The organism is Nocardiopsis terrae, assembly GCF_014651695.1.
Taxonomy (GTDB): Bacteria; Actinomycetota; Actinomycetes; order Streptosporangiales; family Streptosporangiaceae; genus Nocardiopsis; species Nocardiopsis terrae.
In genome coordinates this window covers 589,956-616,852 of record NZ_BMXJ01000002.1, presented here as the reverse complement: position 1 = coordinate 616,852, position 26,897 = coordinate 589,956, and the positions used below count along the sequence as shown (strand labels likewise).

Annotated in this window: 23 protein-coding genes; 10 read left to right on the top strand and 13 right to left on the bottom strand. The window is 70.9% G+C overall.

Features of this window, described 5'->3' with window-relative positions; genetic code table 11:
- Positions 1-157: 157 nt before the first annotated feature.
- The gene (locus tag IE195_RS06795) at positions 158-1,615 is read right to left on the bottom strand and encodes a dicarboxylate/amino acid:cation symporter (RefSeq protein ID WP_191268551.1); all 1,458 of its coding nucleotides are present in this window, start codon (positions 1,613-1,615) and stop codon (positions 158-160) included.
- Positions 1,616-2,093: 478 nt separating this feature from the next.
- Between IE195_RS06795 and IE195_RS06790 the strand changes: the two genes are divergently transcribed.
- A complete protein-coding gene (locus IE195_RS06790; RefSeq protein ID WP_229826101.1) occupies positions 2,094-2,765 on the top strand; it encodes a Uma2 family endonuclease in 672 nt (223 codons plus the stop codon).
- A 75-nt stretch (positions 2,766-2,840) separates the two neighbouring features.
- Here IE195_RS06790 and IE195_RS06785 read toward each other — a convergent pair whose 3' ends face one another.
- From IE195_RS06785 to IE195_RS06775, 3 genes are all read right to left on the bottom strand, one after another.
- Positions 2,841-4,610 (bottom strand): acetyl/propionyl/methylcrotonyl-CoA carboxylase subunit alpha, encoded by a 1,770-nt coding sequence (locus IE195_RS06785; RefSeq protein WP_191268549.1) that lies wholly within the window; start codon positions 4,608-4,610, stop codon positions 2,841-2,843.
- Between the two features lie 87 nt (positions 4,611-4,697).
- Positions 4,698-4,937 (bottom strand): acyl-CoA carboxylase subunit epsilon, encoded by a 240-nt coding sequence (locus IE195_RS06780; RefSeq protein ID WP_191268547.1) that lies wholly within the window; start codon positions 4,935-4,937, stop codon positions 4,698-4,700.
- Positions 4,934-6,544, bottom strand: a complete 1,611-nt coding sequence (locus tag IE195_RS06775; RefSeq protein ID WP_191268546.1) for an acyl-CoA carboxylase subunit beta — start codon at positions 6,542-6,544, stop codon at positions 4,934-4,936. The genes IE195_RS06780 and IE195_RS06775 overlap by 4 nt, the downstream gene beginning before the upstream one ends.
- 263 nt (positions 6,545-6,807) lie before the next feature.
- Here IE195_RS06775 and IE195_RS06770 point away from each other — a divergent pair, with 263 nt between their 5' ends.
- Positions 6,808-9,453 (top strand): phosphoenolpyruvate carboxylase, encoded by a 2,646-nt coding sequence (locus tag IE195_RS06770; RefSeq protein ID WP_225942322.1) that lies wholly within the window; start codon positions 6,808-6,810, stop codon positions 9,451-9,453.
- A 108-nt stretch (positions 9,454-9,561) separates the two neighbouring features.
- Here IE195_RS06770 and IE195_RS06765 read toward each other — a convergent pair whose 3' ends face one another.
- The gene (locus tag IE195_RS06765; RefSeq protein WP_191268544.1) at positions 9,562-10,170 is read right to left on the bottom strand and encodes a Uma2 family endonuclease; all 609 of its coding nucleotides are present in this window, start codon (positions 10,168-10,170) and stop codon (positions 9,562-9,564) included.
- A 129-nt stretch (positions 10,171-10,299) separates the two neighbouring features.
- On the opposite strand from IE195_RS06765, the gene IE195_RS06760 reads away from it, so the two are divergent.
- The 4 genes from IE195_RS06760 to IE195_RS06745 all read left to right on the top strand — a co-directional run bounded on the left by IE195_RS06760 (position 10,300) and on the right by IE195_RS06745 (position 13,683).
- Positions 10,300-11,142, top strand: coding sequence for a biotin--[acetyl-CoA-carboxylase] ligase (locus IE195_RS06760; protein ID WP_191268542.1), 843 nt, complete (start codon positions 10,300-10,302; stop codon positions 11,140-11,142).
- Between the two features lie 101 nt (positions 11,143-11,243).
- Entirely contained in the window at positions 11,244-11,765 is a 522-nt protein-coding gene (locus tag IE195_RS06755) for a PH domain-containing protein (RefSeq protein WP_191268540.1), read from the top strand.
- Between the two features lie 142 nt (positions 11,766-11,907).
- On the top strand, positions 11,908-12,903 hold the full coding sequence (locus tag IE195_RS06750) for an adenylate/guanylate cyclase domain-containing protein (protein WP_191268538.1): 996 nt from the start codon (positions 11,908-11,910) through the stop codon (positions 12,901-12,903).
- Between the two features lie 144 nt (positions 12,904-13,047).
- Complete coding sequence (locus IE195_RS06745) at positions 13,048-13,683, top strand: MBL fold metallo-hydrolase (RefSeq protein ID WP_191268536.1); 636 nt, start codon at positions 13,048-13,050, stop codon at positions 13,681-13,683.
- Between the two features lie 96 nt (positions 13,684-13,779).
- Here IE195_RS06745 and IE195_RS06740 read toward each other — a convergent pair whose 3' ends face one another.
- Entirely contained in the window at positions 13,780-15,540 is a 1,761-nt protein-coding gene (locus IE195_RS06740) for a glycosyltransferase family protein (protein ID WP_191268535.1), read from the bottom strand.
- Between the two features lie 163 nt (positions 15,541-15,703).
- Positions 15,704-16,702 carry a LysR family transcriptional regulator gene (locus IE195_RS06735; RefSeq protein WP_191268532.1) on the bottom strand — a complete coding sequence of 333 codons (999 nt, stop codon included), beginning with the start codon at positions 16,700-16,702 and terminating at the stop codon, positions 15,704-15,706.
- A gap of 131 nt (positions 16,703-16,833) precedes the next feature.
- Between IE195_RS06735 and IE195_RS06730 the strand changes: the two genes are divergently transcribed.
- Genes IE195_RS06730 through IE195_RS06720 form a run of 3 tightly spaced genes read left to right on the top strand, consistent with a single transcriptional unit; the run spans position 16,834 to position 20,174 of the window.
- Positions 16,834-17,484 carry a succinate dehydrogenase cytochrome b subunit gene (locus tag IE195_RS06730; protein WP_268249157.1) on the top strand — a complete coding sequence of 217 codons (651 nt, stop codon included), beginning with the start codon at positions 16,834-16,836 and terminating at the stop codon, positions 17,482-17,484.
- A complete protein-coding gene (locus tag IE195_RS06725; RefSeq protein WP_191268528.1) occupies positions 17,485-19,431 on the top strand; it encodes a fumarate reductase/succinate dehydrogenase flavoprotein subunit in 1,947 nt (648 codons plus the stop codon).
- Entirely contained in the window at positions 19,428-20,174 is a 747-nt protein-coding gene (locus IE195_RS06720; protein ID WP_191268526.1) for a succinate dehydrogenase/fumarate reductase iron-sulfur subunit, read from the top strand. Before IE195_RS06725 ends, IE195_RS06720 begins: the two co-directional genes overlap by 4 nt.
- Positions 20,175-20,237: 63 nt before the next feature.
- Here IE195_RS06720 and IE195_RS06715 read toward each other — a convergent pair whose 3' ends face one another.
- The 6 genes from IE195_RS06715 to IE195_RS06690 all read right to left on the bottom strand — a co-directional run bounded on the left by IE195_RS06715 (position 20,238) and on the right by IE195_RS06690 (position 25,856).
- Entirely contained in the window at positions 20,238-20,756 is a 519-nt protein-coding gene (locus tag IE195_RS06715) for a P-loop nucleotide/nucleoside kinase family protein (protein WP_191268524.1), read from the bottom strand.
- 34 nt (positions 20,757-20,790) lie between these two features.
- Positions 20,791-21,423 (bottom strand): GNAT family N-acetyltransferase, encoded by a 633-nt coding sequence (locus IE195_RS06710; protein WP_191268523.1) that lies wholly within the window; start codon positions 21,421-21,423, stop codon positions 20,791-20,793.
- Positions 21,424-21,531: 108 nt separating this feature from the next.
- Positions 21,532-22,167 (bottom strand): GNAT family N-acetyltransferase, encoded by a 636-nt coding sequence (locus IE195_RS06705; RefSeq protein ID WP_191268522.1) that lies wholly within the window; start codon positions 22,165-22,167, stop codon positions 21,532-21,534.
- 49 nt (positions 22,168-22,216) lie between these two features.
- On the bottom strand, positions 22,217-22,945 hold the full coding sequence (locus IE195_RS06700) for a TrmH family RNA methyltransferase (protein WP_191268521.1): 729 nt from the start codon (positions 22,943-22,945) through the stop codon (positions 22,217-22,219).
- Between the two features lie 123 nt (positions 22,946-23,068).
- Positions 23,069-23,458 (bottom strand): DUF3054 domain-containing protein, encoded by a 390-nt coding sequence (locus IE195_RS06695; protein ID WP_191268520.1) that lies wholly within the window; start codon positions 23,456-23,458, stop codon positions 23,069-23,071.
- Positions 23,459-23,630: 172 nt separating this feature from the next.
- Positions 23,631-25,856 carry a S9 family peptidase gene (locus IE195_RS06690; RefSeq protein WP_191268519.1) on the bottom strand — a complete coding sequence of 742 codons (2,226 nt, stop codon included), beginning with the start codon at positions 25,854-25,856 and terminating at the stop codon, positions 23,631-23,633.
- Positions 25,857-25,956: 100 nt separating this feature from the next.
- Between IE195_RS06690 and mshB the strand changes: the two genes are divergently transcribed.
- The gene (gene mshB / locus IE195_RS06685) at positions 25,957-26,823 is read left to right on the top strand and encodes an N-acetyl-1-D-myo-inositol-2-amino-2-deoxy-alpha-D-glucopyranoside deacetylase (RefSeq protein WP_191268518.1); all 867 of its coding nucleotides are present in this window, start codon (positions 25,957-25,959) and stop codon (positions 26,821-26,823) included.
- Positions 26,824-26,897: the final 74 nt, after the last annotated feature.

The following is a 26,897-nucleotide window of genomic DNA, read 5'->3' as shown; positions in this document are numbered from 1 at the left end:
TTCCCTCAACCACAGGGACGAACAGGAGGCCGCCGCAGTTCCCGTCCCCCGGCCCCTGTTGCTGTTGTCTCCCGTGCGCACGCGACCTCCCCCGCACACGCGACGGGGCCCGCCGAAGTCACTTCGGCGGGCCCCGTCGCAGAACGGTACCTCGGAGTCAGCCTCTGGAACCCGAACCGGCGGACGCGAGCTCCTCCTCGCGGGCTCCGTCCGGACCCGCCCCGTCCTCGGCGGCGGCCGCGGCCTCCTCGGCGGTCGCGGTGCCGGGCTCGTCCAGCGGAACGAAACCGGTGGTGCCGCGCGGAGCGTGGTAGCGGACCGGGTCGAGGATGCCCTCGCGCTTGGCGACGATCGCCGGGACCAGGGCCTGACCGGCGACGTTCGTGGCGGTGCGGCCCATGTCCAGGATCGGGTCGACGGCCAGCAGCAGGCCGACGCCCTCCAGGGGCAGGCCCACCGTGGACAGGGTCAGGGTCAGCATGACGGTCGCGCCGGTGGTGCCCGCGGTTGCCGCGGAGCCGATCACCGAGACGAACACGATCAGCAGGTAGTCGGTGATCGCCAGGTCCACGCCGAAGAACTGGGCGACGAAGATCGCCGAGATCGCCGGGTAGATCGCGGCGCAGCCGTCCATCTTGGTGGTGGCGCCGAACGGGACCGCGAAGGCGGAGTAGTGGCGGGGCACCCCGAAGTTCTGCTCGGCGACGCGCTGGGTGACGGGCAGGGTGCCCATCGAGGAGCGCGAGACGAAGCCGAGCTGGACGGCGGGCCACACACCGGTGAAGTACTTGACCGGGGACAGTCCGTTGAGGCGGGCGATCACCGGGTAGACGACGAACACCACCAGGGCCAGGCCGAGGTAGATCGTGACGGCGAACTGGCCGAGCGCGCCGATGGTGGTCCAGCCGTAGCTGTAGACGGCGTTGCCCAGCAGGCCCACGGTGCCGATCGGCGCGAGGCGGATGACCCACCACAGGGCCTTGAGCACGACCTCCAGGGTGGAGGCGGTGAAGTTGATGAAGGGCTCGGCCGCCTTGCCGACCTTCACCGCGGCGATGCCCAGGGCCACGGCGATCACGATCAGCTGGAGCGCGTTGAAGCTCAGCGAGGTGGACAGGGAGCCGTCGTCGGCGGCGGAGGTGCTCGCGGCCAGTCCCAGGAAGTTGGCCGGGACCAGGCTCTCGATGAAGGCCAGCCAGGATCCGTGGGTGGAGGGCTCGGCGGCGGTGGACGCGTCCACCGCGCTGTTCAGGCCCGGACGCACGGTCAGCCCGAGGACGATCGCGATGGCCACCGAGATCAGCGCGGTGACGGCGAACCAGAGCAGGGTCTTCCACGCCAGCCGGGCGGCGTTGGCGACGTTGCGCAGGTTCGCGATGGAGGAGATGACGGCGAGGACGATCAGCGGCGGCACGATCGTGCGCAGCAGCGCCACGAAGGTCGAGCCGACGGTCTGGAGGGTGACGGCCAGCCAGTTCGGCGCCTCCTCCTCACCGACGGGACCGATCTGGATGGCGACGACACCGAGGACGAGGCCGAGCACCAGACCGGCGAGGACCTGGGCGGCGAAGGGGAAACGCAGTCTGCGTCTGGGAGCGGTGGTCTGCTCGGACACGGAAGAGAACTCCAGAGATGGGTGGCCGGGCGCACGCGTGCGACGTCACGGGTCGGCGCGGCGGGCCGCGGGATCCCGGCACAGGGGATATGGGCGGGCATCACCGGTAGGGGTGACCTGGGAAGGGTGAGCGGCGCGCTGCCCGGCAGAAGGCGCGGGCGCGCGTGGACCTAGCTACACGCGTGGCTGTCGAAGCGGCACAGGTCGATGTGCCACCTTCGCGTCAGTCCCCAGATGTTCGTCACAGTCGAGAACAATAACCCTGTTTCCTTACCTTTTCCATACGCAAGGGGATACTTCGGGCGGAGTCTCTGGTCGGAACGCCCGCTGCGCAGGCTCTTCCCGCCTTCGGGGGCGACGAGGATCACCCCGCCGCGGCGTCCACGGGTCCGGTGTCCGGGGCGCACGGGTGGGAACCATCCATGGAGGGGACCGGGGTGGGATGATTTCCCGAAAACACCGTTACGGGGTGACGTGAGTGGCTGCTTTGGGCGATGAGAACGATCCGACGACGGAAGACGACGCCATGTCCCCTCCCGCTGTGGCCGCATGCCCGGACCCTGAGCTCGACGGCATGATGCTGCTGCCGATGCCGCCACAGGACGGGTTCACCGCCGAAGATCTCGACCGGATTCCGAATCTTCCGCGCCATACCGAACTCATCGACGGGAACCTGGTGTTCGTGAGCCCCCAGAAGTTCTTCCACATGTTCGCCGTCACGCTGCTGAACCGTCAGATGGACGCGCAGGCCCCTGCGGATTTCATCGTCTGCCGTGAGATGACGGCCGTGCTAGGCAAGCGTCAGCGTCCGGAGCCCGATCTCATGCTGGTCCGTTCGTCAGCGCTGCGGAACCCGGATGACACGTGGTTCGCTGCGGAGGACGTGAGTCTGGTGGTCGAGGTCGTCTCACCTGAGTCCGAGATCAGGGATCGTGTGCGGAAACCACGGTTGTACGCAGAGGCGGGCATTGCGCACTTCTGGTTGGTGGAACAGGAGGAGAGGAGGGGGGCCACGGTGCACGTGTACGAACTCGACCCGTTGACCAACCAGTACGCACTCGTCGGATCGTACCGGGACCGGTTGAAGGTCGGTGGTCCCTGCAACTTCGATATCGACTTGACCCAATGGCCCTGGCCCGACCACGGGTGAAAACCGGAGGGCGGTACCCGAGGAGGGGAGGCACCGGCCACGGCGCCTCCCCTCCCGTGTGTTCCGGACCGGTCGTCAGGCGTCCTTGATCTCGCAGACCACTGCGCCGTTGCCGACGGTCTCGCCCGCGGTGACCTTCAACCCGGTCACCACGCCCGCCCGGTGCGCGCTCAGCGGCTGCTCCATCTTCATCGCCTCGATGACGACCACGGTCTCGCCCTCGGCGACCTGCTGGCCTTCTTCGGCCACCAGCTTGACCACGGTGCCCTGCATCGGTGAGACCAGTGAGTCACCACTGGCCGCCGCGGCGCCCCCGCTCCTACGGGCGGCACGCTTCTTGCGCCCACCGCCACCGCCGCCGGTGGCGGGGGCCGCGGCCGCGCCCAGGGAGGCGGGCAGCACGACCTCCACGCGCCTGCCGCCGACCTCCACGGTCACCCGCTCGCGCTCGGCCTCCTCGGCGGTGCCGGGCTCACCCGCCCAGGGCTCGATCCGGTTGTCGAACTCGGTCTCGATCCACCGCGTGTACACCCCGAACGCCTGATCCGCCTCGGCCGGCGCGAACGCCGGGTCCTCCACCACGGTCTGGTGGAAGGGGATCACCGTGGGCATGCCGCCCACGGTGAACTCGGCCAGGGCCCGCCGCGAGCGCGCCAGTGCCTCGGTGCGGGTGCGGCCGGTCACGATCAGCTTGGCGACCATGGAGTCGAAGGCCTGCGGGACGGTGAAACCCGCCTCGCAGCCGGTGTCCACCCGCACACCGGGGCCGCCGGGCAGGTTGAAGTCGGTGATGGTGCCGGGGGCGGGCATGAAGTTGCGCCCCGCGTCCTCGGCGTTGATCCGGAACTCGAAGGAGTGCCCGCGGATCTCGGGGTCGGTGTAGCCCAGCTCCTCGCCGTCGGCGATCCGGAACATCTCCCGGACCAGGTCGATCCCGGTGACCTCCTCGCTCACCGGGTGCTCGACCTGCAGGCGGGTGTTGACCTCCAGGAAGGAGATGGTGCCGTCCACACCGACCAGGAACTCACAGGTGCCCGCGCCCACGTACCCGGCCTCGGCCAGGATCGCCTTGGAGGAGGCGTACAGCCGCTCCGTCTGGTCGGTGCTCAGGAACGGGGCGGGGGCCTCCTCCACCAGCTTCTGGTGGCGGCGCTGCAGGGAGCAGTCCCGGGTGGAGACCACCACGACGTTGCCGTGGGTGTCGGCCAGGCACTGCGTCTCCACGTGCCGGGGCCTGTCCAGGTAGCGCTCGACGAAGCACTCGCCCCGCCCGAACGCGGTCACGGCCTCGCGTACCGCGGACTCGTAGGCGTCGGGCACCTCGGCCAGGGTGTGGGCCACCTTGAGGCCGCGGCCGCCGCCGCCGAAGGCCGCCTTGATCGCGATCGGCAGCCCGTGCTCTTCGGCGAAGGCCACGACCTCCTCGGCCGACTCGACCGGGTCGGGGGTGCCCGCCACCAGCGGGGCGCCGACCTTCTGGGCGATGTGGCGGGCCTGGACCTTGTCGCCCAGCGCGGTGATCGCGGCCGGGGGCGGACCGATCCAGGTCAGCCCGGCGTCGATGACGGCCCGGGCGAAGTCGGCGTTCTCCGCCAGGAAGCCGTAACCGGGGTGGACGGCGTCCGCGCCGGAGTCGGCGGCCACGGCCAGGAGCTTGGCGATGTCCAGGTAGGAGTCGGCCGGGGTGGAACCGCCCAGGCTGTGGGCCTGGTCGGCGACCTTGACGTGCAGGGCGTCCAGGTCGGGCTCGGCGTAGACGGCGACGCTGGCGAGCCCGGCGTCGCGGCAGGCCCGGGCGATACGCACGGCGATCTCGCCGCGGTTGGCGATCAGAACTTTACGCACGGTGGAAATCCTCCAGCTGGAGCGTGGAGCGGGTCACGCGCCGACCGCTCGACGAAGGGTCTGGGAAAACGGGGAGCACGGCAGGGGTCACCTCGTGCTCAGGCGCCAGGCACCGGGGCCCGGGCGCAGGGGGGCGCGCATACCGCGCGAGCGGTCCCGCCAGCCGGAGACGGGCCGTTCCGGCTCGGGCTCCTCGGCGGCGGCGCGGGCGGCCGCCGCGCGGGCGCCGAGGACGGCGGTGAGCACCGCGATCTCCTCCTCGGAGGGCTCGCCGCGGACCACGGTCAGGTGCGGTGGCCGGTGTGGGGGCAGGTCGGGCGCGCTCACAGCGGAATGTTCCCGTGCTTCTTCGGCGGCAGCTGCCTGCGCTTGTTGCGCAGCGCCTTCAGCGCCTTGGCGACCTGGACCCGCGTCTCGGAGGGCATGATGACCCCGTCCACGTAACCGCGTTCGGCGGCCGAGTAGGGGTTCAGCAGGGTGTCCTCGTACTCGCCGACGAGGCGGGCGCGCTCGGCCTCGACGTCTTCGGCCGCGGCGAGGGTCCGCCGGTGCAGGATGTTGACCGCCCCCTGCGCGCCCATGACCGCGATCTGTGCGGTGGGCCAGGCCAGGTTGACGTCGGCCCCCAGGTGCTTGGATCCCATCACGTCGTAGGCGCCGCCGAACGCCTTGCGCGTGATCACGGTGATCAACGGGACCGTGGCCTCGGCGTAGGCGTACAGGAGCTTGGCGCCCCTGCGGATGATGCCGTCCCACTCCTGGTCGGTGCCGGGCAGGAAGCCGGGCACGTCGACGAAGGTCAGTACCGGGACGTTGAACGCGTCGCAGGTGCGTACGAACCGTGCGGCCTTCTCCGAGGCGTCGATGTCCAGACAGCCCGCGAAGCTCATGGGCTGGTTGGCGACGATGCCCACGGAACGGCCGTCCACCCGGCCGTAACCCACCACGATGTTGGTGGCGAACTGGGCGTGCACCTCCAGGAAGTCGCCGTCGTCCAGGACCGACTCGATGACCTGCCGCATGTCGTAGGGCTGGTTGGCCGAGTCCGGGATGAACGTGTCCAGGGCCAGGTCGGCCTCGGTGGTCTCGTCGCCGGGGTCCTCCTCTGGGGCCAACGGCGGGGCGTCCTCCAGGTTGTTGTCGGGCAGGTGCGAGAGCAGGGTCTTCACGTAGTCGATGGCGTCCTGCTCGTCGGAGCCCATGTAGTGGGCCACGCCCGACCTGCTGGAGTGCGTGGTGGCGCCGCCGAGGTCCTCCATGGAGACGTCCTCGCCGGTGACGGTCTTGATGACGTCGGGGCCGGTGATGAACATCTGGGAGGTTCTGTCGACCATCACGACGAAGTCGGTGAGAGCGGGGGAGTAGACGTGCCCGCCCGCCGTGGCGCCCATGATCAGGGAGATCTGCGGGATGACGCCGGAGGCGTGGGTGTTGCGTTTGAAGATCTCCGCGTACAGGCCCAGCGCCACCACACCCTCCTGGATGCGCGCGCCGCCGCCCTCGTTGATGCCCACGACGGGGCACCCGTTGGTGAGGGCGTGGTCGAGGACCTTACAGATCTTCTCACCGTAGACTTCGCCCAGCGATCCGCCGAAGACGGTGACGTCCTGGCTGAAGACTGCGACGGGGCGGCCGTCAACGGTTCCGTGGCCGGTCACGACGCCGTCGCCGTAGGGACGGTTGGCGTCCAGGCCGAAGTTGGTGGAGCGGTGCCGGGCCAGTGCGTCGAACTCGACGAAGGAGCCCGGATCGAGCAGTGCGTCGATCCGCTCGCGTGCGGTCATCTTGCCTTTGGCGTGCTGTTTCTCGACGGCTCGCTCGGATCCGGCGTGGACAGCTTCGTACCTGCGTCGCTGCAGGTCAGCAAGCTTTCCCGCGGTCGTGTGGATGTCGATCTCAGCCGCGGACAGCGGTTCAGGGGCTTCGGTGGCCATAACTGCCCAGGTTAGCTTCGGGGGGCCGGGCGACCTGCACGCGGCCCGGGTTACTCGTCAGTAGGTTCGGCTCGGCGTGTCCGACTGTCGAGGCGGCGCCCCCGGGGCGGGTCGGAGTGTAAAAGGTGCGCGGAAACCGCCGGAAAGCGTGAGCCAATGTGAATTCGACCTGCCCGGCCACAATTGTTAACGCCAGGGCAAAACCGTAGAAATCCACCCCCCGCACGCGTGCCGCCAGGGGTGATCTCGGTAAGGTCGGCCCTATGACAGCGGTAAGTGCAGAACGCGACAGTGCCCGGCAGGAAGTCCCCGAACAGCTCAGAAATGACGTCAAGCTGCTCGGCGAGATGCTTGGAACGGTCCTCGCCGAAAGCGGCGGTGAGGATCTGCTCGCCGATGTCGAGAAACTCCGGCACGCGGTGATCGGGGCCCGGGACGGCGCCGTCACCACCGAGGAGATCACCGAGCTCGTCGGCGCCTGGCCGCTGGAACGCGCCAAGCAGGTGGCCCGCGCCTTCACGGTCTACTTCCACCTGGCCAACCTGGCCGAGGAACACCAGCGCATGCGCGCCCTGCGCGAACGCGACGACGCCGCGAACCCGCCCCGCGAGTCCCTGGCGGCGGCCGTACGCGCCGTCCGCGAGACCGATGGCGGCGAGGAGCGCCTGGCCGAACTCGTCGAGGGCATGGAGTTCCACCCGGTGCTCACCGCCCACCCCACCGAGGCCCGGCGCCGCGCCGTCTCCACCTCCATCCTGCGGATCAGCGCCCAGCTGGACGCCTGGCACGCCTCCCACGAGGGCAGCAGCACCGCGGCCGAAGCGCACCGCCGCCTGCTGGAGGAGGTCGACCTGCTCTGGCGCACCTCCCAGCTGCGCTACACCAAGCTCAACCCGCTCGACGAGGTGCGCACCGCCCTGGCCGCCTTCGACGAGACGATCTTCGCGACCATCCCGCAGGTCTACCGGGCCCTCGACACCGCCATCGACCCGGAGGGGACCGGAACGCGGGCGCCCCGCGCCACACCCTTCGTCCGCTACGGCAGCTGGATCGGCGGTGACCGGGACGGCAACCCCTTCGTCACCCACGACGTGACCCGCGAGGCGGTGACCATCCAGTCCGAGCACATTCTGCGCGGCCTGGAAACCGCGTGCAGCCGGGTCGCCCGCAACCTCACCGCCTACTCCAACCTCACCCCGGCCAGCCCCGCGCTGCTGGAGGCCATCTCCGAGGCCAAGGCCGCGCACCCGGCCCTGATGGGCGAGATCACCCAGCGCTCGCCCAACGAGCCGTACCGCCAGTTCCTGCTGCTGGCCGCCGCGCGCCTGCACGCCACCCGCGAACGCGACGCCGACCTCGCCTACCCGGGCGCCGAGGACTTCCTCGCCGACCTGCGCCTGGTCCAGGAGTCACTGGCCGCGGCCGGGGCGAACCGCCAGGCCTACGGCGAACTCCAGCACCTGGTCTGGCAGGCCGAGACCTTCGGGTTCCACCTGGCCGAACTGGAGATCCGCCAGCACAGCGAGGTCCACGCGGCCGCGCTCGCCGAACTGGAGTCCGGCGGCCCCCGCTCGGAGCGCACCGAGGAGGTCCTCGACACCATCCGGACCGTCTCCTGGATCCAGGAGCGCTTCGGCGTGGAGGCCTGCCGCCGCTACATCGTCAGCTTCACCCGCTCGGCCGAGGACATCGAGGCCGTCTACAAGCTGGCCACCTACGCGCTGCCGCCCAAGCGCGTGCCGGTCCTGGACGTCATCCCGCTCTTCGAGACCGGGGCCGACCTGGAGGCCTCGCCCGGGGTGCTGGCCGGGATGCTCGAACTCCCGCAGGTCCGCCAGCGCCTGGCCGACAACGACCGCCGCGTGGAGGTCATGCTCGGCTACAGCGACTCCGCCAAGGACGTGGGGCCGGTCAGCGCCACCCTGCGCCTGTACGACGCCCAGGCCCGCCTGTCCGCGTGGGCCAGCGAGAACGACGTACGCCTCACCCTCTTCCACGGCCGGGGCGGCTCCCTCGGCCGCGGCGGCGGCCCGGCCAGCCGGGCCCTGCTGGCGCAGGCGCCGGGCTCGGTCGGCGGACGGTTCAAGGTCACCGAGCAGGGCGAGGTCATCTTCGCCCGCTACGGCCAGGAGGCCATCGCCCGCCGCCACATCGAACAGGTCGGCCACGCCGTCCTGATGGCCTCCACCGACGCCGTCCAGGAGCGCGAGCGCGCAGCCGCCGAGCTCTACCGGCCCCACGCCGACACCATCGCCGCCGCCGCGCAGAAGGCCTACCTCGACCTCATCGGGACCGAGGAGTTCGCGGTGTGGTTCTCCCAGGTCAGTCCGCTGGAGGAGCTCGGCGAGCTCCGACTGGGCTCCCGTCCCGCCCGCAGGGGCGCGGCCAGGGGGCTCGGCGACCTGCGGGCGATCCCGTGGGTCTTCGCGTGGACGCAGACCAGGGTCAACCTGCCCGGTTGGTACGGCCTCGGCACGGGCCTGGCCGCCGTCTCCGACCTGTCGGCCCTCCAGGACGCCTACCGGGAGTGGCCGCTGTTCGCGTCCCTGCTGGACAACGCGGAGATGAGCCTGGCCAAGGCCGACCGCACCATCGCCGAGCGCTACCTCGCCCTCGGCAACCGGCCCGAACTCACCGAGACGGTCCTGCGGGAGTACGACCTGACCCGCGAACTCGTCCTGCGGGTGACCGGCCACAGCCGCCTGCTGGAGAACCGCGCGGTCCTGTCCCGCGCCGTGGACCTGCGCAACCCGTACGTGGACGCGCTGAGCCACCTGCAGCTCCGCGCCCTGGAGGCGCTGCGCGGCGAGGAGGCCGACTCCCTGTCCGAGCAGGACAGCCAGCACCTGGAGCGCCTGCTCCTGCTGTCCGTCAACGGTGTGGCCGCAGGCCTGCAGAACACCGGCTGACCCCGGCGACCACGCGGTCCGGGCCCCGCGCCAGGGGTTCCCAGGGGGTGCCACGCCCCCTGGGAACCGCCGGAGAGGTGCGGGGCCCGCAGTGTCTCCCCGGGCGGTTCAGGCGGGGAACGCGCCGGTGTCGAGCGTCAGGTCGAAGGGGTCCGGGATGTGGATCTCCTTGCCGAAGGGAACCTTGGTGATGCTCGTGTATCGGCCGCTCTCCGGATCGGAGAAGAGGGTGACCTCGCCCCTGCCGCTCTCCGGGTCCCAGCGGTCCACCAGCAGGTACAGGGGGATCCCGGCGTGCGCGTAGCCCCACAGTTTGGGCTTGCGGTCCTTCTTCGCGGTGCTCCTGGAGGTCACTTCGACCACGAGGAGCGCGTCCTCGGCGGAGTGTTCGGAGCTGCGCACCATGATGGAGCCCGGCAGGACCACGAGGTCGGGGATGTACAGGCTGCTGCGCCAGGGGACACGGAGGTCGATGTTCTGGTGCACACTCGCCTCCGCGAGAGGGCTGTTCTCACGCAGGGTCTCGCGGATGAACCACTTGTTGATCAGGGCGACGATATGGGCGTGCTCGTCCTTGGGGGGAGTCATGATCCTGATCGCGCCTTCGATGATCTCGGCCCGCCAACCTTCGGGCAGGTCCAGCTCTTCCCAGGCGCGCAACAGGACTTCCCAGTGAGACGGCATACTCAGCGCAGTCTCCGATTCCGCGATGGTCATCGGCCGCGACACCTCCAGTAGCTGAACGTAGCAATGCACGATCACCTGTGTGCTGGATTCAGCTTAACCGGGGCGCATCCGCCTCCGAGGGTTGTCCACAGAGGGTTCCGGCGCTGCTGTAATGGGGCCATGACCGGTGAACACAGCAGTGAGATCCCCCCTCTGGACCGGGCCGCGATCACGGCCGCGGCGGTACGCCCCGGCGGGCTCTGGCGGAGCGTGGAGGTGGTGCCCGAGGCCGGTTCCACCAACACCGACCTGATCGCCCGCTCCAAGGAGGGGGCGCCCGAGGGCACCGTGCTGGCCACCGAACACCAGACCGCCGGAAAGGGGCGGCTCGGGCGCGGGTTCACCACCCCGCCGAGGGTCGCCCTGACCTTCTCCGTGCTGGTGCGGCCCGTCGTGCCGCCCGACTCCCTGGGCTGGCTCTCCCCGATGATGGGGGCGGCCGCCGTCGCCGCGGTCCGTCGACTGGCCGGGGTCGGGGCCGTCCTGAAGTGGCCCAACGACGTCCTCGTGCCGGGGGAGGGGGGAGAGGGCAAACTCGCCGGGATCCTCGCCGAGGCCGACTTCTCCGACCCCGCGCGGCTCGGTGTGGTGGTGGGCATGGGGCTCAACGTCGCCCAGGAACGCGGGGAGCTCCCGGTGCGGACCGCGACCTCGCTGCGGGCCGAGGGCGCGTCCGGAACCGGCCGGGGCGCACTGCTCGCGGCGGTCCTGGCCGGGTTCGAGGAGCGCTACACGGCCTGGACCGGGACCGGGGGGGACGCCGGGACCAGCGGACTGGCCGCCGAGTACCGGGACGTGTGCGTCACGGTCGGGCGCGGTGTCCGCGTGCATCTGCCCGGGGACCGGCTCCTGGAGGGCACCGCGACCGGTGTCGACGACCAGGCCCGGCTGCTGGTGGCGGGTCCCGGGGGCGAACAGGCGCTCAGCGCCGGGGACGTCGTGCACGTCCGGCCGGGGGACTGAGACCGCCGAACGGGAACCGGGGCCGCGGAGCCCGGAAAGGTCGTCCACAGGGGAGAACTCGCCTCTCCCGCACGGGGTCGCCCTGTGCCATTATCACCGTTATGGCTATCGCGGACCGCTACCTTTCCGACGACGAGGAACTCGTCCACGTCGCACGCCAGCACTGGACCGTCCTCGTGGGCGAGTTCGTGGCGCTCCTGCTGATCGTCGCACTCGTGGGCACCGCCCTCTTCTTCGTCCCCTGGAACGAGGAATGGGGGCCGATCGCCGGGGCCGTCGCGGTGGGCGTCGGTCTCGTCGCCGCGCTGGCCTTCTGGCTCGTCCCCATGCTGCGGTGGGCCACCACGGTCTACATCCTCACCAACCGGCGGCTGATGATACGGGAGGGCATGCTTTCCAAGCAGGGCCGTGACATGCCACTGACCAGGGTCAACGATGTTTCCTTCAATATCACGCTCTGGGAACGGATCATGCGGTACGGAACGTTGTCCATTCAGTCGGCATCAGAGCAGGAGGGCATGGTCCTCCAGCGCGTGCCCCGACCCCAGTGGTTCCAGTCGGAGATCTACCGCCAGGTCAACGTGGCCCAGCGGCCGGACTACCCGGATGGTCCGCAGGGCTGACCAACCGTCCCCGGTGACCCGCGCCCCCTGACCCGGAAGTCCGCGGGCGTAAGCTGGTGACGGATCCGACACCGCGCCCCCCGGCCGGTGACAAAGAGATTGCTCCCCGCCGCGGCGGGGAAGGTCCCGTGAAAGAGAACGTATGCCGTCGCGTCCTGACCCGAAAGCGATCGAGTCCGTCCTGCTCGGTGGTGAAGCGGTCTACACCAGGGAACAGGCGGTCGAGCTCGCCGGAGCCGATCCCGAACTGGCCGGGCGCGTCTGGCGCGCCCTCGGCTTCCCCACCCTGGGTGACGACTCGATCATCTTCGCCGAGAGCGATGTCGAGGCGTTGCGTATCGCCAACTCCCTGCTCCAGGAGGGCATCCTCGACGAGGAGGGCGTGGTCCGGTTCGCCCGCGCCATGGGGCAGACCATGGCCCGACTGGCCGACTGGCAGACCAGCATCCTGAGCACGCTCATCTTCAAGGACGGCAACGACAGCGCCGCGGCCAGCCCCCTGATGAACCAGGTCAAGGAGCTCCTGCCGGACGTCGAGCGCCTGCTGCTGCACATCTGGCGCCGTCAGCTCGCGGCCTCCACCGCGCGCACCCTCGCCGTGATGTCCAACGGCCACGACATCGTGCCGAACTACTACCCGCTGATCGTTGGTTTCGCCGACCTGGTCTCCTTCACCACCCTCAGCCGTGAACTCGACGAGGTCGAACTCGCCGGGGTCGTGGAGGGCTTCGAGGCCACGGCCGCCGACATCGTCGCCTCCGGCGGCGGCCGGGTCGTCAAGACCCTCGGTGACGAGGTCCTCTACGTCGCGGACTCACCGCTCCAGGCCGCCGACATCGCGCTGCGCCTGGCCTCCGGGGTCAAGACGCACGTGGAGGTCCCCGACGTCCGGGTGGGTGTCGCCTACGGGCCGGTGCTCACCCTGCACGGTGACGTCTTCGGCACCACGGTCAACCGTTCCAGCCGTCTCACCTCCTTCGCCCGCCCGGGCACCGTACTCATCGACGACGCGCTCGCCGAGAGCCTCGAAGAGGAGGAGGGGCTCCAGGTGGTCAAGGTCCGGGCCCGACACGCGCACGGCCTCGGACTCATCCAGCCCTACGCTCTGCGCCGCGACTTCGACGCCCCGAGCACCTGACCGGGGCCGGACCGGGAGGGCCCCGCCGCCCCGCCACAGGAAATCCCCCGACACCGGGGTGACCGGCGCGGAACGGCGTGTGTGCGGGGGTCGGCGGGATAAGCTCGAAGCTCCAGCCCCCGTGAGACGTCAGGTGGTGAGCCAGTGAGTTCCCTTTCCCCCGTCCAGCGGCTACGTACTTCCGGAGTCCTCAGTGTGGAGGGCACCGAGTCCAACGTCGAGAACAACGTGTGGATCGTCGGCAACGACGACAGCGCGGTGGTGATCGACGCCTCCCACGACCACGAGTGCATCGCCCGGGGGCTCGGGGACCGTGAGCTCATGGCGATCGTGTGCACGCACGGGCACGGCGACCACGTCAACGCGGCGGTGGCCCTGGCCGAACTCACGGACTCCCCGATCCTGCTCCACCCGGACGACGCCGAGCTGTGGCAGCAGGTCCACCCCTACCGGGAACCCGACGCCCCGCTGCTGCACGGCGAGGTGCTGCGTGCCGGGGACGTGGAGCTCACCGTCCTGCACACCCCCGGCCACACACCGGGCGGGGTCTCCTTCCACGCCCCCGAACTCGGCGTGGTCTTCAGCGGGGACACCCTCTTTCCCGACGGGCCGGGGGCCACCGGTCAGCCCTCGTCCGACTTTCCGACGATCATCGCCTCCATCCGCGACCAGTTGGCCACCCTGCCCGGAGACACCGTGGTGCACCCCGGACACGGTGACTCCACCACCGTCGCCGAGGCCGCCGCTCACCTGGAGGAGTGGACCAGCCGCGGCTTCTGAGCCCGGCACGGCCCGCACCCGAGCGCACGGGTCGGCGCCCGGGGCTGCTCAGGGCCGTGGCCCGAGGCGGACACCGCCTCTCAGGACACCGGCGGCTCAGGGCACCGGTATCGGGTCGGCGGTCTCCAGGAACTCCGCCGGGACCCTGACCCCCAGGCGCGCCAGCCGACGCAGGTGGGTCCGGTGGCCGAACCGTTCACGCAGTACCTCGTGCCCGCGTTCGACCTGGTGCTCGTACCGCTCCCCGTCGGCCATCAGTGCCTCGACCTCGGCCCGGACCCCCGCGGGGTCGGTGTAGAGTGCCGCCGCGCCGAAGACGGGTTCGAAGGAGTGCGGCAGCAGGGTCGGCAGGCCCGCGGCGATGGCCTCCAGCGGTGCCCGTCCGAAGGGTTCGAGGTGGCCCTCCCTGGTGAAGTACACGTACGCGTCCAGACCGTGCAGGAAGTCGCGCACCCCGGAGTCGAAGCCGCGCACCCGCCAGTGGTCGGGCAGGACCCCCAGGACGCGCTCGGGCGCCTTCGCGCCGCCCAGGACGTGCGTCTCCCAGCCCGGCAGACCCGGATAGGCGGCGGTCAGCGCCGCCGGTTCCCCCGGCCACTTGTCCCGGTGGTCGCGCGAGTGCCGGCCGAGCAGGACCCGGCCGTCCGGCGCGCGCCGGGACTCCCGCCGCCAGGCGTCCAGGTCGATGATGTTGGTCCAGTCCTCGTCGGCCAGCGGTATCCCCGCCATCTCCGCGGCGTGGTGCGAGACCATCGCCTCGCGCACCCGCGGGCTGACCGGGTACCAGCTGTGCTCCCCGAGCAGGCTCCGGAACCCCTCCGCGCAGCGGGCGACGTCCCACGCCTCGTTCCTGGCCTCCTCGACCCCGTAGCGCCGGAGCGGGGTCTGGTTGAGCACCACGATCCGACGCGCGGCCTCCACCGAGGGCAGCACGTCCAACGGCCGCTGGCCGATCAGGGGGAACCTGACCACGAGCAGGTCGCAGGTCACCCGCTCGTCGGGGGCGACGAAACGGACGAGGTCGTTGTCCACGGCGGCCAGGACCCTGGGGTTGACACCCAGGGACTGGTCTCCGTGCAGGGCCGGGTGGTGGACCAGGCCGGTACGCAGCCCCGCGCGCCGCTGGGCGGTGATCTCCTCGAGGTTGCTGCCGGTCGTGCCCCCGGGAAGCCGGAAGTCGGACATCACCACCACGTCGAAGTGCTGGGCGGGTGCGGGCGGGCGCACCCGGGCGGTCAGCAGCAGGGGGACCCCGGACGAACCCCGGGCGTCCCGGGGAGCGGCCAGGTCGGCCAGGTGGGCGTGGTTGCGGGCCTGCTCGGATCCCCCCGTGGCGCGGTGCCAGTTGGACAGGGTCTTGTGCGCTTCGGCCCGGACCCCGGGGCTGGCCCCGTCGTCCGAACCCAGGGAGCGGAGCTGCTCCGTTCCCAGAGTGCTGTACCCGGCCCAGAGCAGGTCCTGTGCGCTCGTCAGGCGCTTCTCCGCCCGGGTCGGTGCTGGACCCTGCTCCCGCAGGGACCGCTCCCGCAGGACCCACCCCTCCACGGTCCGGTCCGCGCAGGAGTCAGCGGCCTCCTGGATCGTCTCCCGGAGCCGCTCGTCCCGCCTGCGCGCGTTACTCAGTTCGTCCCGGCGTTCGCGGGCCATCCCGTCCAGCCGTGTGCGGACCTCCCCCAGTTCCTCGGACAGGTGCCGACACCGTCCCTCCACGAGTCGCCCGGTCCCCAGAACCAGGAGGGCGAGTCCGGCGAAGGCCAGTGCCAGGGCGGGCCCCGGCGGACTGACGGCGACGGCGACGGCGGCCAGCCCGACGGCGGCCAGCACGATCTGCTTGCGGGAAATCGACCTGAGCCTCATGTTGCGACCACGTTCCGCGTAGAGGATGGGTGCCTCCCGCGCGGGCCCGGTGGGGCACGCCGGCGGCGGGAAGGACCAGCTTCACCCAGCGTGCGGCGGGGGTGAAGCACCCGGGGTTCAGAGGAGGGTCGCTGACAGAGCGGGTGAAGCTGCCGATGTCGGATCAGTCCCGGTCGCCGGTCCCGTCCGGGGACCGGGGCTCCTCCCGGTCGGGTTCGCCCGGGTTCCCGGCGGAGAGGAGGACCTCCAGGTCGGGCCCCAGGTCCTGGGGCGACATCGAGGACAGGTACCCGTTGAGGTGGTGGCGGAAGGCCTCCGCGGAGTGGGACGGTTCCACGTCCCTGCGCTGGGCCAGGGCCACCGTGCGCAGCAGCCGGGGCCGGGCCAGGGGGGTCCCGCGCAGGCCGGGCCGGTTGCGCAGCACCATGCTGGGCACCACCGCCAGGCCCAGCCCGGCCTCCACGAACCGCAGCACGGCGTCCATCTCGCCGCCCTCCACGGCCAGCTCCGGCTCGAAGCCCGACGCCCGGCAGGCGCGGAGGGTGGCCTCGCGCACGTCGTACCCCCGGCGGAACATCACCAGGGGCCGCCCCTGGAGTTCGGTGATGCGGATCGAGGCGCGCCCGTTCGGCGAGGGCTGGGCGGTGGGGCTCGCCACCACCAGGTTCTCCCGCAGGATCGGCGTGGTCGAGAAGTCGGGGTCGCTGCTGTGTAGCGGGAGGATGATCAGGGCCAGGTCCAGCTCGCCGCGGCCCAGGTCGCGGATGAGGTCGCGGGAACCGCTCTCCTCCACGTGGAGTTCGATGCCGGGGAAGCGGGTATGGAAATCGGAAAGCACGTCGGCCAGCAACCCGGCGCACAGGGACGGGGTGGCGCCCAGGCGGACCCGGCCCCGGCGGACCCCGGCGAGCTCGGCGACCTCGCGGCGGGCCGTCTCCAGGTCGGTGAGGATCCGCTGGGCCAACGGAAGCAGCGCCTCGCCGGCCGGCGTGAGTGTGATGTTTCCCCGAGCACGACTGAATAACGGCGCGCCCAACTCACGCTCAAGGCTCCGGATCTGTTTGCTCAAGCTCGGCTGGGCGACGCTGGAAAGCTCGGCTGCGCGGGTGAAATGGCGTGTGCGGGCCACAGCGACGAAGTAGGCGAGCTGTTGGAACTGCATGATCCATAGCCTAGGGCTATGGAGGCCAGGGTCCTGATGACTTGGACGTCAGACTTAACTCGAATTTAAAGTGGCAGGCTGTGGCGAACAGTACCTTGACCAAGAAGCGGTCTACGGCCTACGGGTCCACGGTGGCGCTCAAGTCAGCAATGGCGGCCTCCGGTGCGATCCTCGTGCTGTATTTGATCGCGCACATGTACGGCAACCTGAAAGTCTTCGCTGGCCAGGAGTCCTTCGACGGCTACGCCCACGCTCTCCGCGAGCTGGGCTACCCGCTCCTGCCCGAACACGGCTTCCTGTGGGTCTTCCGGATCGTGCTCCTCGCGAGCGTCCTGATCCACATCTACTCGGCGGCGGTTCTGACGATCCGCGCGCGTAGGGCCCGTGAGCACCGCTACGTGGTGAAGAAGCGGGTACAGCGCACCTACGCCTCCTACACCATGCGCTGGGGCGGTGTGCTGATCGCGCTCTTCGTGGTCTTCCACATCCTCCACCTGACGGTGAACTCGATCGCGCCCGGCGGCAAGTCCGACAGTCCCTACGAGCGGCTCGTGAACGGGTTCCAGCCCGAGTTCTGGTACGTGACCCTGTTCTACGTGCTGTCGGTCATCGCGGTCGGCTTCCACCTGCGGCACGGCATCTGGAGCGGCATGGCCACTCTGGGCGTCAACAAGGCCAGCCGCCAGGGCAAGATCAACGCCGTCGCCGTGGTGATCGCGCTGGTCGTGACCGTCGGTTTCCTGCTTCCGCCCCTGGCGGTCACCTTTGGACTGGTGAGTTAATTGTCTGAGAACGACCTCTACATCGAGGGCGCCCCGATCCGCGACGAGAAGGCGCCCGAGGGACCGATCAACGAGCGCTGGGACAAGCGCCGCTTCTCGGCCAAGCTGGTCAACCCCGCGAACCGGCGCAAGCTCTCCGTGATCATCGTCGGCACCGGTCTGGCCGGTGCCGCCGCCGCGGCGACCATGGGCGAGGCCGGCTACAACGTCCTCTCGTTCTGCTACCAGGACAGCCCCCGGCGCGCGCACTCCATCGCCGCGCAGGGCGGCATCAACGCCGCGAAGAACTACCGCAACGACGGCGACAGCATCCACCGCCTGTTCTACGACACGGTCAAGGGCGGTGACTTCCGCTCCCGCGAGTCGAACGTCTACCGCCTGGCCCAGACCAGCGTCGAGATCATCGACCAGTGTGTGGCCCAGGGCGTGCCGTTCGCGCGTGAGTACGGCGGTCTGCTCGACAACCGCTCCTTCGGCGGCGTGCAGGTCTCCCGTACGTTCTACGCCCGCGGCCAGACGGGCCAGCAGCTGCTGATCGGCGCCTACCAGGCGCAGGAGCGGCAGATCGCGGCGGGCACCGTCCAGATGAACACCCGCCACGAGATGCTCGAAGTCATCGTCGTGGACGGCAAGGCGCGCGGCATCATCGCCCGTGACATGGTCACCGGCGAGATCGAGACGCACTTCGCCGACGCCGTGGTCCTGGCCACCGGCGGATACGGCAACGTCTTCTTCCTGTCGACCAACGCGATGGGCTCCAACGTCACCGCCGCGTGGCGCGCCCACCGCAAGGGCGCGCACTTCGCGAACCCCTGCTACACGCAGATCCACCCGACCTGCATCCCGGTCAGCGGCGACTACCAGTCCAAGCTGACCCTGATGAGCGAGTCGCTGCGCAACGACGGCCGGATCTGGGTGCCCAAGGAGGGCGACGACACGCGCGACCCGCGCCAGATCCCCGAGGACGAGCGCGACTACTACCTGGAGCGCATCTACCCGGCCTTCGGCAACCTGGTGCCGCGCGACATCGCGTCCCGTGCCGCCAAGAACGTCTGCGACGAGGGCCGCGGCGTCGGCCCGGGCGGTCTGGGCGTCTACCTCGACTTCGCCGACGCGATCGAGCGGCTGGGCATGGATGCCGTCGAGGCCAAGTACGGCAACCTGTTCGACATGTACCAGCGCATCACCGGTGAGAACCCGTACGAGGTTCCGATGCGCATCTACCCCGCGGTGCACTACACCATGGGTGGCCTGTGGGTCGACTACGACCTCCAGAGCAGCATCCCCGGCCTGTTCGTGACCGGTGAGGCCAACTTCTCCGACCACGGCGCCAACCGCCTGGGCGCCAGCGCGCTGATGCAGGGTCTGGCGGACGGCTACTTCGTCCTGCCGAACACCATCAACGACTACCTGGCCGACGGCCCCTTCGAGAAGCTCGACGAGAGCCACCCCGAGGCCGTCAAGGCCAAGGAGCAGGTCACCTCCCGGATCGACAAGCTGCTCTCCATCAACGGTTCCCGCACCGTCGACTCCTTCCACAAGGAGCTCGGCCACATCATGTGGGACTACTGCGGCATGGAGCGCAACGAGGAGGGCCTGCGCAAGGCCATCGACCTCATCCGGGAGCTGCGCGCCGAGTTCTGGCGCGACGTCAAGGTGCTGGGCACGAACGAGGAGTTCAACCAGGCTCTGGAGAAGGCCAACCGCGTGGCCGACTTCCTGGAGCTGGGCGAGCTCATGTGCATCGACGCCCTGCACCGCCGTGAGTCCTGCGGCGGCCACTTCCGCGCCGAGAGCCAGACCGAGGACGGCGAGGCCCTGCGCCACGACGACGAGTTCGCCTACGTCGCCGCCTGGGAGTTCGGTGGCACGGACAGCAAGCCCGTGCTCCACAAGGAAGCCCTGGAGTACGAGTACGTCGAGATGAAGCAGCGGAGTTACAAGTGAACATCACCCTGCGCGTTTGGCGCCAGAAGGGCCGTGACGACGAAGGCCGGATGGTCACGTACAAGCTCACGGACGTCTCGCCGGACATGTCCTTCCTGGAGATGCTCGACGTTCTCAACGAGAAGCTCACGCTCGAGAACGAGGACCCGGTCGCCTTCGACCACGACTGCCGTGAGGGCATCTGCGGTGCCTGCGGTGTCGTGATCGACGGCGAGGCCCACGGGCCGGAGGTCACCACCACCTGCCAGCTGCACATGCGCAGCTTCAAGGACGGCGACACCATCACGGTGGAGCCGTGGCGGGCCAAGGCCTTCCCCGTCGTGAAGGACCTGGTCGTCGACCGGGGGTCGTTCGACCGCATCATCCAGGCGGGCGGCTTCATCAGCGCCCCGACGGGCACCGCGCCGGACGCCCACGCCAACCCGATCCCGAAGCCGGACGCCGACCGCGCCTTCGACGCCGCGACCTGCATCGGCTGCGGCGCCTGCGTGGCGGCCTGCCCGAACGCCTCCAGCATGCTGTTCACCGCTGCGAAGGTCACCCACCTGGGCATGCTCCCGCAGGGGCAGCCGGAGCGGGCCTCGCGCGTGGTGAACATGATCAACCAGCAGGACGCAGAGGACTTCGGCGGCTGCACCAACATCGGTGAGTGCGCCGCGGTCTGCCCGAAGGGCATCCCGCTGGACACCATCTCCCAGCTCAACCGCGACCTGCTGGGCTCCCTCAGCAAGGGCATCAGCTAACCGGTACCCGGTCGTGCGCACGGGCCGCGTCCCTCGGGGCGCGGCCCGTGCGCGTGCGCGGAGTCAGTTCCGGAACGGTTGGCGCAGTCGGTCCAGGGCAGCCCCGACGTTGGTTTCCAGGTCCCGCACGGAGTCGAGGACCAGTCGCTCGTCATCCCACGAGGCCAGCCCCGCCCCGCGCCCGGCCAACGAGTCCCACGCGGGTTCGGGGAAGCCGGGCAGGTCGCGCTGGCGTCCCTGCAACCTGCTGCGATGCAGGTCGGGGTCGGAGCAGACCACCTCGATCCAGGCCAGGGGGACGCGCTGGCGCCCGGCCAGCCCGCGCCACTGCTCCCGGGCCGCCCCGGCGTCGTTGACGGCGTCCACGACCACGGTCTGTCCCAGCGCGAGGACGTCGGCGGCGATCGCTTCCACAGCCACGTAGGCGGCCAAGCCCGTGGGTTGGGAGCGGTGGATTCCGGCGCGCCACAGGGCGGCCTCGACGGGGTCGACCGACAGTACGGGGGCGGGCAGGCGCCGCCCGAGTTCCTTGGCCACGGTGCTCTTGCCCGCGCCGGGCATCCCGGCCATCACGATCAGCATGCCTCCCACCCTCCCCGGGGCTACCGACAGGCGGTCAGACGGCGGGGCGGAGCATGCAGTAGGTAGAGGGGAAGGACGGGTCGTTGACCGACCGCACGACACGGAAGTCGTACCTCTCGTAGTAGCCGATGTTGCTCGGGTTCATGGTCTCCAGGTAGACCGCGACCCCGTCCGAGTCGGCCTGGGCCAGACCCGCGCGCAGCAGCGCCGATCCCACACCGGCCCCACGCGCCACGGGGTCGGTACCCAGGGTGGCCAGGTACCAGTGCGGTTCCTCGGGGGCGGACGCCTTCAGTTCCGCGAGGTAGCCCATGACCTCCGGGAGCCGCCCCGGGCCCACCAGCGCGGCCAGGTGCGGCAGCGACCGCAGCACGGTGGCCGTGCTCTCCGCGTTTCCCCCGGGCGGGGTCCACAGGGCCGCGCCGCGCACTATCCGGCGCCCCTCCTCGTCGGCCTCGAACACGTCGGCCCGGCCGTGGGGGACGTACCCGAACCCCGCCTCCAGGGCGCTCAACCGGACCGAACGGGCCATGCGCAGGTGTGGGTCCGGGAACAGCCACCGGAAGAGGGGGTCCTCGCAGAAGGCCCGGCCGAGCACCCGGGCCATCTCCGGGACGTCGTCCATGGTGGCGGTGCGGACCGACCTGACGGTGGTGGCGGGTGCCATACGCGCTGTCTCCCTCTTCCCGGGGCTCGTCACCGCTCATGTTAGATCACGGGAACATCACGGCGGGTGGTTTCCGGGAAGGGGTCGGGCGCCCCGGGGACGCCGGGGTCAGGAGGCCGGTCGGAGCAGGAAGTAGCTGGTCCCGACGTCCTGGTGCGGGACCTCGTGCACGCAGCGGAAACCGAAGTGCTCGTAGAAGCCGACACCCTTGTCGTTGAGGGTCTGGGTGAACACCGGCAGGCCCCGGGAGTCCGCCTCGTCCAGCCCGGCCGTGAGCAGTCCGCCGGCCACCCCGGTGCCCTCGGCGCTCGGGTCCACCCCGAGTGCGGCCAGGTACAGGTGGGGCTCCTGGGGGGAGGCCATCTTCCACTCGGCGAAGATCCGCACGAACGCGGCCAACCGGGCGCGGCCGATCAGCGCACCCCAGTGCGGCCAGGTGCGCAGGGAGACCAGGGGCCCCTCGGGGTTGTTCGTCGGCTGGGCCCACAGCGCTGCGGCGCGGGTCACCGGGGCGGCGCCGACGCCCTCGGCGGTCTCGGCGACCCGGGTGTCACCCGCGGGGACGTAACCGAACCCGGCAGCCAGCGCGAAGAAGCGGCGGACCTTGGCCATCCGCAGCTCCTCCTCGGGGAAGAGCCAACGGAAGAGCGGATCGTCGTGGAGCGAACGGCTGAGCACCCGGGCCACCCCGGGAACGTCGTCGAGTGTGCTGGCGCGGGCGACGGAGGCGACGATCGGACTCATCCTGGCTGCTTTCTGGTAGGGGGCGTCCCGCTCATGGTAAGCGGGACGGTCACGGTTGCCGGGCGGCTGCCCCGGCGGTGACCGGCTGGTCGAACACGTGCGCACGGACCCAGGCGTGCATGGCCACGGCGGCCGCGGCGCCGGCGTTGATCGACCGGGTCGACCCGAACTGGGCGATCGACAGCACGGCCGCGCACACCTTCCGCGCCTCCTCCGACAGGCCGGGGCCCTCCTGCCCGAACACCAGGACGGTGTCGCGCGGCAGCGGGTAGGTCTCCAGGGGGACCGCACCGGGCAGGTTGTCCACCCCGACCAGCACGAGGCCGCGCTCGGCGGCCCACGCCACCAGTGACTCCGTGTCCGGGTGGTGGTGGACGTGCTGGTACCGGTCGGTCACCATGGCGCCCCGCCGGTTCCAGCGGCGCTTGCCCACGATGTGCACGGCCGCGCAGCCGAAGGCGTTGGCGGTACGCACCACGGATCCGATGTTGAAGTCGTGCGTCCAGTTCTCCACGGCCACGTGGAACCCGTGTCGGACCGTGTCGAGGTCGGCGATGATCGCCTCACGGCGCCAGTACCGGTAGTGGTCGACGACATTGCGCCGGTCGCCGTTGGCCAGCAGCTCAGGATCGTAGTGGTCGCCCTCGGGCCAGGGGCCGGGCCACGGGCCCACGCCGACCTCGCGCGCCTCGTCCTCCCCGGGAGAAGGGGCGGCGGGCGTCGCGGTGGCGGTTTCGGGCAGCACGGCGGCGGCCTCGGATGCAGGGTGCTCGTTCATCGTTTCCAGCTTACGAACCGCCCGAAGCCGTCCGAGCAGGCCGGGGCTCCGTCCGGCCTGGCCCGGAACCCGGTCGTGGACCGGTGAAGGCCCGGCGCCCCCAGGCGGACGTTCCCGTGAAAGTCACGGCCCCGGACGACGTCGGCCCTGGCGCCTCCGCACGGTCACCAGCAGGACCGAGGCCCGCCAGCCGAGCATGGTCGCGGCCAGGAACAGGGAGGTCACCAGCACGAAGGAGAACGGCGCCCCCTCCCCGCCGAGCAGGCGCAGCGGCATCGCGCCCGCGACCGTCACCGCCCACACCAGGACCCCGGTCGGCCAGACGCGGACGGGGGAGCGCCAGGCCAGGGTGACGACCCATCCCAGGGCCAACGCGACCAGGAACGGCCACGCGGTCCCGGCCACGGCGGCCGGAGCCAGGCCGGTCGCGTGGTCGGCCTTGCCCACCACGACGAAGACGAGCACGCAGAGCAGGTCGGCAGCCAGGGCCACCAGCGGGGTGTACGAACGCATGCCACCAGGCTAGACCTGTCCTCCGAACCGCCTCAGCCGGGATCAGGCGGCCAGACGCGGACCCGGGACAGCGGTCCCTCGCGGGCACGGTCCTGCTCGGGGTGGAGGGCGGCGCCGCGCGTCCTGTGCGGGCACGCGGCGCCGGGCCGCCGACTCGGGGAAGGTCCAGCCGCTACTCGCCCGGCTTCACCTGCCCGCTCCTGAGGTTCTCCTTGAGGAAGTCCACCTGCAACAGCAGCAGGTTCTCCGCGGTGACCGGGTCCGACGGGCTGTGGGTCACGCCCGCCAGCGGCAGCACCGTGTGCGGGCGGCCCGCCGCGAGCAGGGCCTCGGACATCCGCTGGGTGTGCGCGAACACCACGTTGTCGTCGATCAGGCCGTGGATCAGCATCAGCGGCCGCTCCAGCTTGGCGGCGTCGGCCATCAGCGACGTCCTCGCGTACACCTCCTCCTGCTCCTGCGGGGTCCCCAGGTAGCGCTCGGTGTAGTGCGTGTCGTACAGCGCCCAGTCGATCACCGGGGCACCCGCCACCGCCGCGTGGAACACGTCCGGACGGCGCAGTACCGCCAGCGCCGCCAGGTACCCGCCGAACGACCACCCGTGGATGCCGACCCGGGCCAGGTCCAGGCAGCCGAACCGCTCCGCCGCGTCCTCCAGCGCCGCCACCTGGTCCTCCAGGACCGGTTCGGCGAGGTCGTGGTGGACCGCCTGCTCATAGGCCAGGTCCACACCCGGGGTGCCGCGCCCGTCCGCGATGAGGACCGCGAACCCCTGCTCGGCGAACCACTGGGACGACAGGTACGCGCCGCGGGCGTTGAGCACCCGCTGTGCGTGCGGGCCGCCGTAGGGGGCGACCAGCACCGGGAGGGGCGCGTCGCCCTCGCGGTACCAGGACGGCAGCAGCAGGGCGGTCGGGATCTTCCGCTCCCCGGCCAGCCAGGACTCCACCCGCGGGTCCGGGAGTTCCGGGACCTCGGCGAGGCTCTCGATCTCACCGTGGGTGCGGCGGGTCTCGGTGCTGGCGTTGCGGACCACCAGGGTCCGCACCCCGGTGAAGTCCAGGGACCGGTGCTGCACAACGAGGGTGTCGCCGCGCAGCCGACCGGAGCGCACACCCCCGTGCCCGTCGTCGGAACCCCCGGCCGACCCGAAACCGTCCGGCAGTTCCACCGGGGCGCAGGTGCCCAGCCGGGTGTCGGCCAGCCACAGCGACTGGTCGCCGGGGCGGCCCTCCGGTGAACCGGAGAACAGCACCCGGTCGCCGTCCACGCCCACCACACCGCGCACGTACACACCCGCGGGGCTGACCGCGCGCTCGCCCACGTACACCCGGCGCTCACCGTCACCGTTCTCGCGGCCGATCCACACCAGCTCGCCCGCGGCGGTGAAGTCCGGAACGCCCGGCATGATCTCGACCCACACGCCGTCGCTCTCGGTCCGGGTGGCCGACACCAGACCGGTCGCGGGGTCGGCGCTGAACAGGCTGAGGGTGCGCTGGTCACGGCTCTGGGCGGTGAACACCAGGACGGGGTTGCCGTCCGGACCGCTGGTCCAGTCCACGGTGGGCACGTACGGCAGCTCCCCGCGGTCCCACTCGATCGGCGTGGGTTCGGGGCGGCCGTCCCGCCGGTAGGCGGTCGCGGACGGCACGGGGAGCACGGCCAGCCGCACGTCCGGGTTGGCGGTCCCGGCCGCCGGGTAGCGCAGCGGCTGCGGCTCCTGTCCCGGCTGGTTCGGGTCGCCCACGAACCAGCGGTTCACCTCGGACTCGTCCACCCGGCTGACCGCCAGCGAACCGCCGTCGGGCGACCACCAGAAACCGCGCACCCGCCCCATCTCCTCGGCGGAGACCAGGTCGGCCAGACCCCAGGTGACGTTCTCTCCGTCCGGCTCCACCAGCACCCGGTCGCGGTCCTCGTCGCCGTTGTCCGCGAGGTCGACGACCCGGACCGCGCCCCGGTGGACGTAGGCCACCCGGTCGCCGGCCGGGTTGATCCGCGGGTCCACGGCCGGGCTGGCCACCGGCAGCTCACGCGGTTCGGTGTCGTCGCCGACCAGGTCGACGTAGAACACCCGGCCGGACAGGGTGAACACGGCCCGGGTGAAGGCGTCGTCCACCGTGTACGAGACGATGCCGCCGCCGTGCTCGCGCATCCGCTCGCGGCGGGCCCGTTCCTCGGGCGGCAGGTTCTCGTCGTCGGCGCCGAGCTCCCCGGGGTCGGCGAGGACCGTCGCGGTGCCCGCCCCGGCGGAGTACAGCCACAGACAGGTCGCCCTGTCCGTGCCGCTGCGCCCGCGCAGGAAGGTGACGCGCGCCCCGTCCGGGGAGATCTGGAACGCGCGGGGGACTCCGATCGTGAAGCGCTGGGTTCGGGCCTGTTGGCGAGGAAAGCTCATAGGCAGATTGTGTCCCATTCCACGCGGGTCCCGCTCCCGGGCGGGGCCGGTGCGGCCGTTTGGACCGGGAAGAACGCATCCGGGCGGTATTGTTCGCTGGGTGATGGACAGGCGACTGATGATGGTGCACGCGCACCCGGACGACGAGAGCATCGTCACCGGTGCCACGCTGGCGAAGTACGCGGCCGAGGGGGCCCGGGTCACCCTGGTGACCTGCACCCTGGGCGAGGAGGGCGAGGTCATCCCCGCCGACCTCGCACACCTGACCTCCGACCGCGAGGACACCCTGGGCGAGTACCGGGTCGGGGAGCTCGACCGGGCCTGTGTGGCCCTGGGGGTCCGGGACCACCGCTTCCTCGGCGGACCCGGACACTACCGGGACTCCGGGATGATGGGCGGTCCCGCCAACGGGCACCCCCGGGCCTTCTGGGGAGCCGACGTCGAGGAGGCGGCCAGACGCCTCGCCGAGATCATCCGCGAGGTCCGGCCGCACGTCCTGGTCAGCTACGACGAGCACGGCGGCTACGGCCACCCCGACCACGTCCAGGCCCACCGGGTCACCCGGCGGGCCTGCGCCAAGGCCAACGAGCGGGCCATGCCCGGCACGCCCTGGCAGGTCGGCAAGCTCTACGCGATCGCCCAGCCGGTCTCCCGGATCGAGGAGTCCATCGCCCGGCTCAACGAGGAGGCGGGGCCCTTCACCCCGCCCCAGGAGGTGTCGGACATCGCCCGGGGCACCCCCGACCCGGTCGTCACCACCCGCGTCGACGCCACCGACCACTGGGCGGCCAAGGCCCTGGCGATGCGGGCGCACGCCACCCAGATCACCGTGGACGGGGAACGGTTCGCGCTGTCCAACGGCATCGCCCAGGAGATCGACGCCGTCGAACACTTCACCCTGCTGATGGGCCCGCCGCCCAAGGCCGGGGAGGACGGTTACGAGTCCGACCTCTTCGCAGGTCTGTGAACCCGAAGGACCGGTCCACGGGCCCGGAGGGGCCGGACGACACGTCCGGGGGCGGCTCCGCCCCCGACCCGGAG

Bases quoted from the DNA above. Each gene is read 5' to 3' on its own strand.
- IE195_RS06700 (WP_191268521.1), bottom strand. From the start codon at position 22,945: ATGAACGAGCACCCTGCATCCGAGGCCGCCGCCGTGCTGCCCGAAACC.
- IE195_RS06770 (WP_225942322.1), top strand. From the start codon at position 6,808: ATGACAGCGGTAAGTGCAGAACGCGACAGTGCCCGGCAGGAAGTCCCC.
- IE195_RS06775 (WP_191268546.1), bottom strand. From the start codon at position 6,544: ATGGCCACCGAAGCCCCTGAACCGCTGTCCGCGGCTGAGATCGACATC.
- IE195_RS06690 (WP_191268519.1), bottom strand. From the start codon at position 25,856: ATGAGCTTTCCTCGCCAACAGGCCCGAACCCAGCGCTTCACGATCGGA.
- IE195_RS06715 (WP_191268524.1), bottom strand. From the start codon at position 20,756: ATGCTGATCGTGATGGCCGGGATGCCCGGCGCGGGCAAGAGCACCGTG.
- IE195_RS06705 (WP_191268522.1), bottom strand. From the start codon at position 22,167: ATGAGTCCGATCGTCGCCTCCGTCGCCCGCGCCAGCACACTCGACGAC.
- IE195_RS06710 (WP_191268523.1), bottom strand. From the start codon at position 21,423: ATGGCACCCGCCACCACCGTCAGGTCGGTCCGCACCGCCACCATGGAC.
- IE195_RS06760 (WP_191268542.1), top strand. From the start codon at position 10,300: ATGACCGGTGAACACAGCAGTGAGATCCCCCCTCTGGACCGGGCCGCG.
- IE195_RS06695 (WP_191268520.1), bottom strand. From the start codon at position 23,458: ATGCGTTCGTACACCCCGCTGGTGGCCCTGGCTGCCGACCTGCTCTGC.
- IE195_RS06735 (WP_191268532.1), bottom strand. From the start codon at position 16,702: ATGCAGTTCCAACAGCTCGCCTACTTCGTCGCTGTGGCCCGCACACGC.
- IE195_RS06750 (WP_191268538.1), top strand. From the start codon at position 11,908: ATGCCGTCGCGTCCTGACCCGAAAGCGATCGAGTCCGTCCTGCTCGGT.
- IE195_RS06740 (WP_191268535.1), bottom strand. From the start codon at position 15,540: ATGAGGCTCAGGTCGATTTCCCGCAAGCAGATCGTGCTGGCCGCCGTC.
- IE195_RS06765 (WP_191268544.1), bottom strand. From the start codon at position 10,170: ATGACCATCGCGGAATCGGAGACTGCGCTGAGTATGCCGTCTCACTGG.
- IE195_RS06755 (WP_191268540.1), top strand. From the start codon at position 11,244: ATGGCTATCGCGGACCGCTACCTTTCCGACGACGAGGAACTCGTCCAC.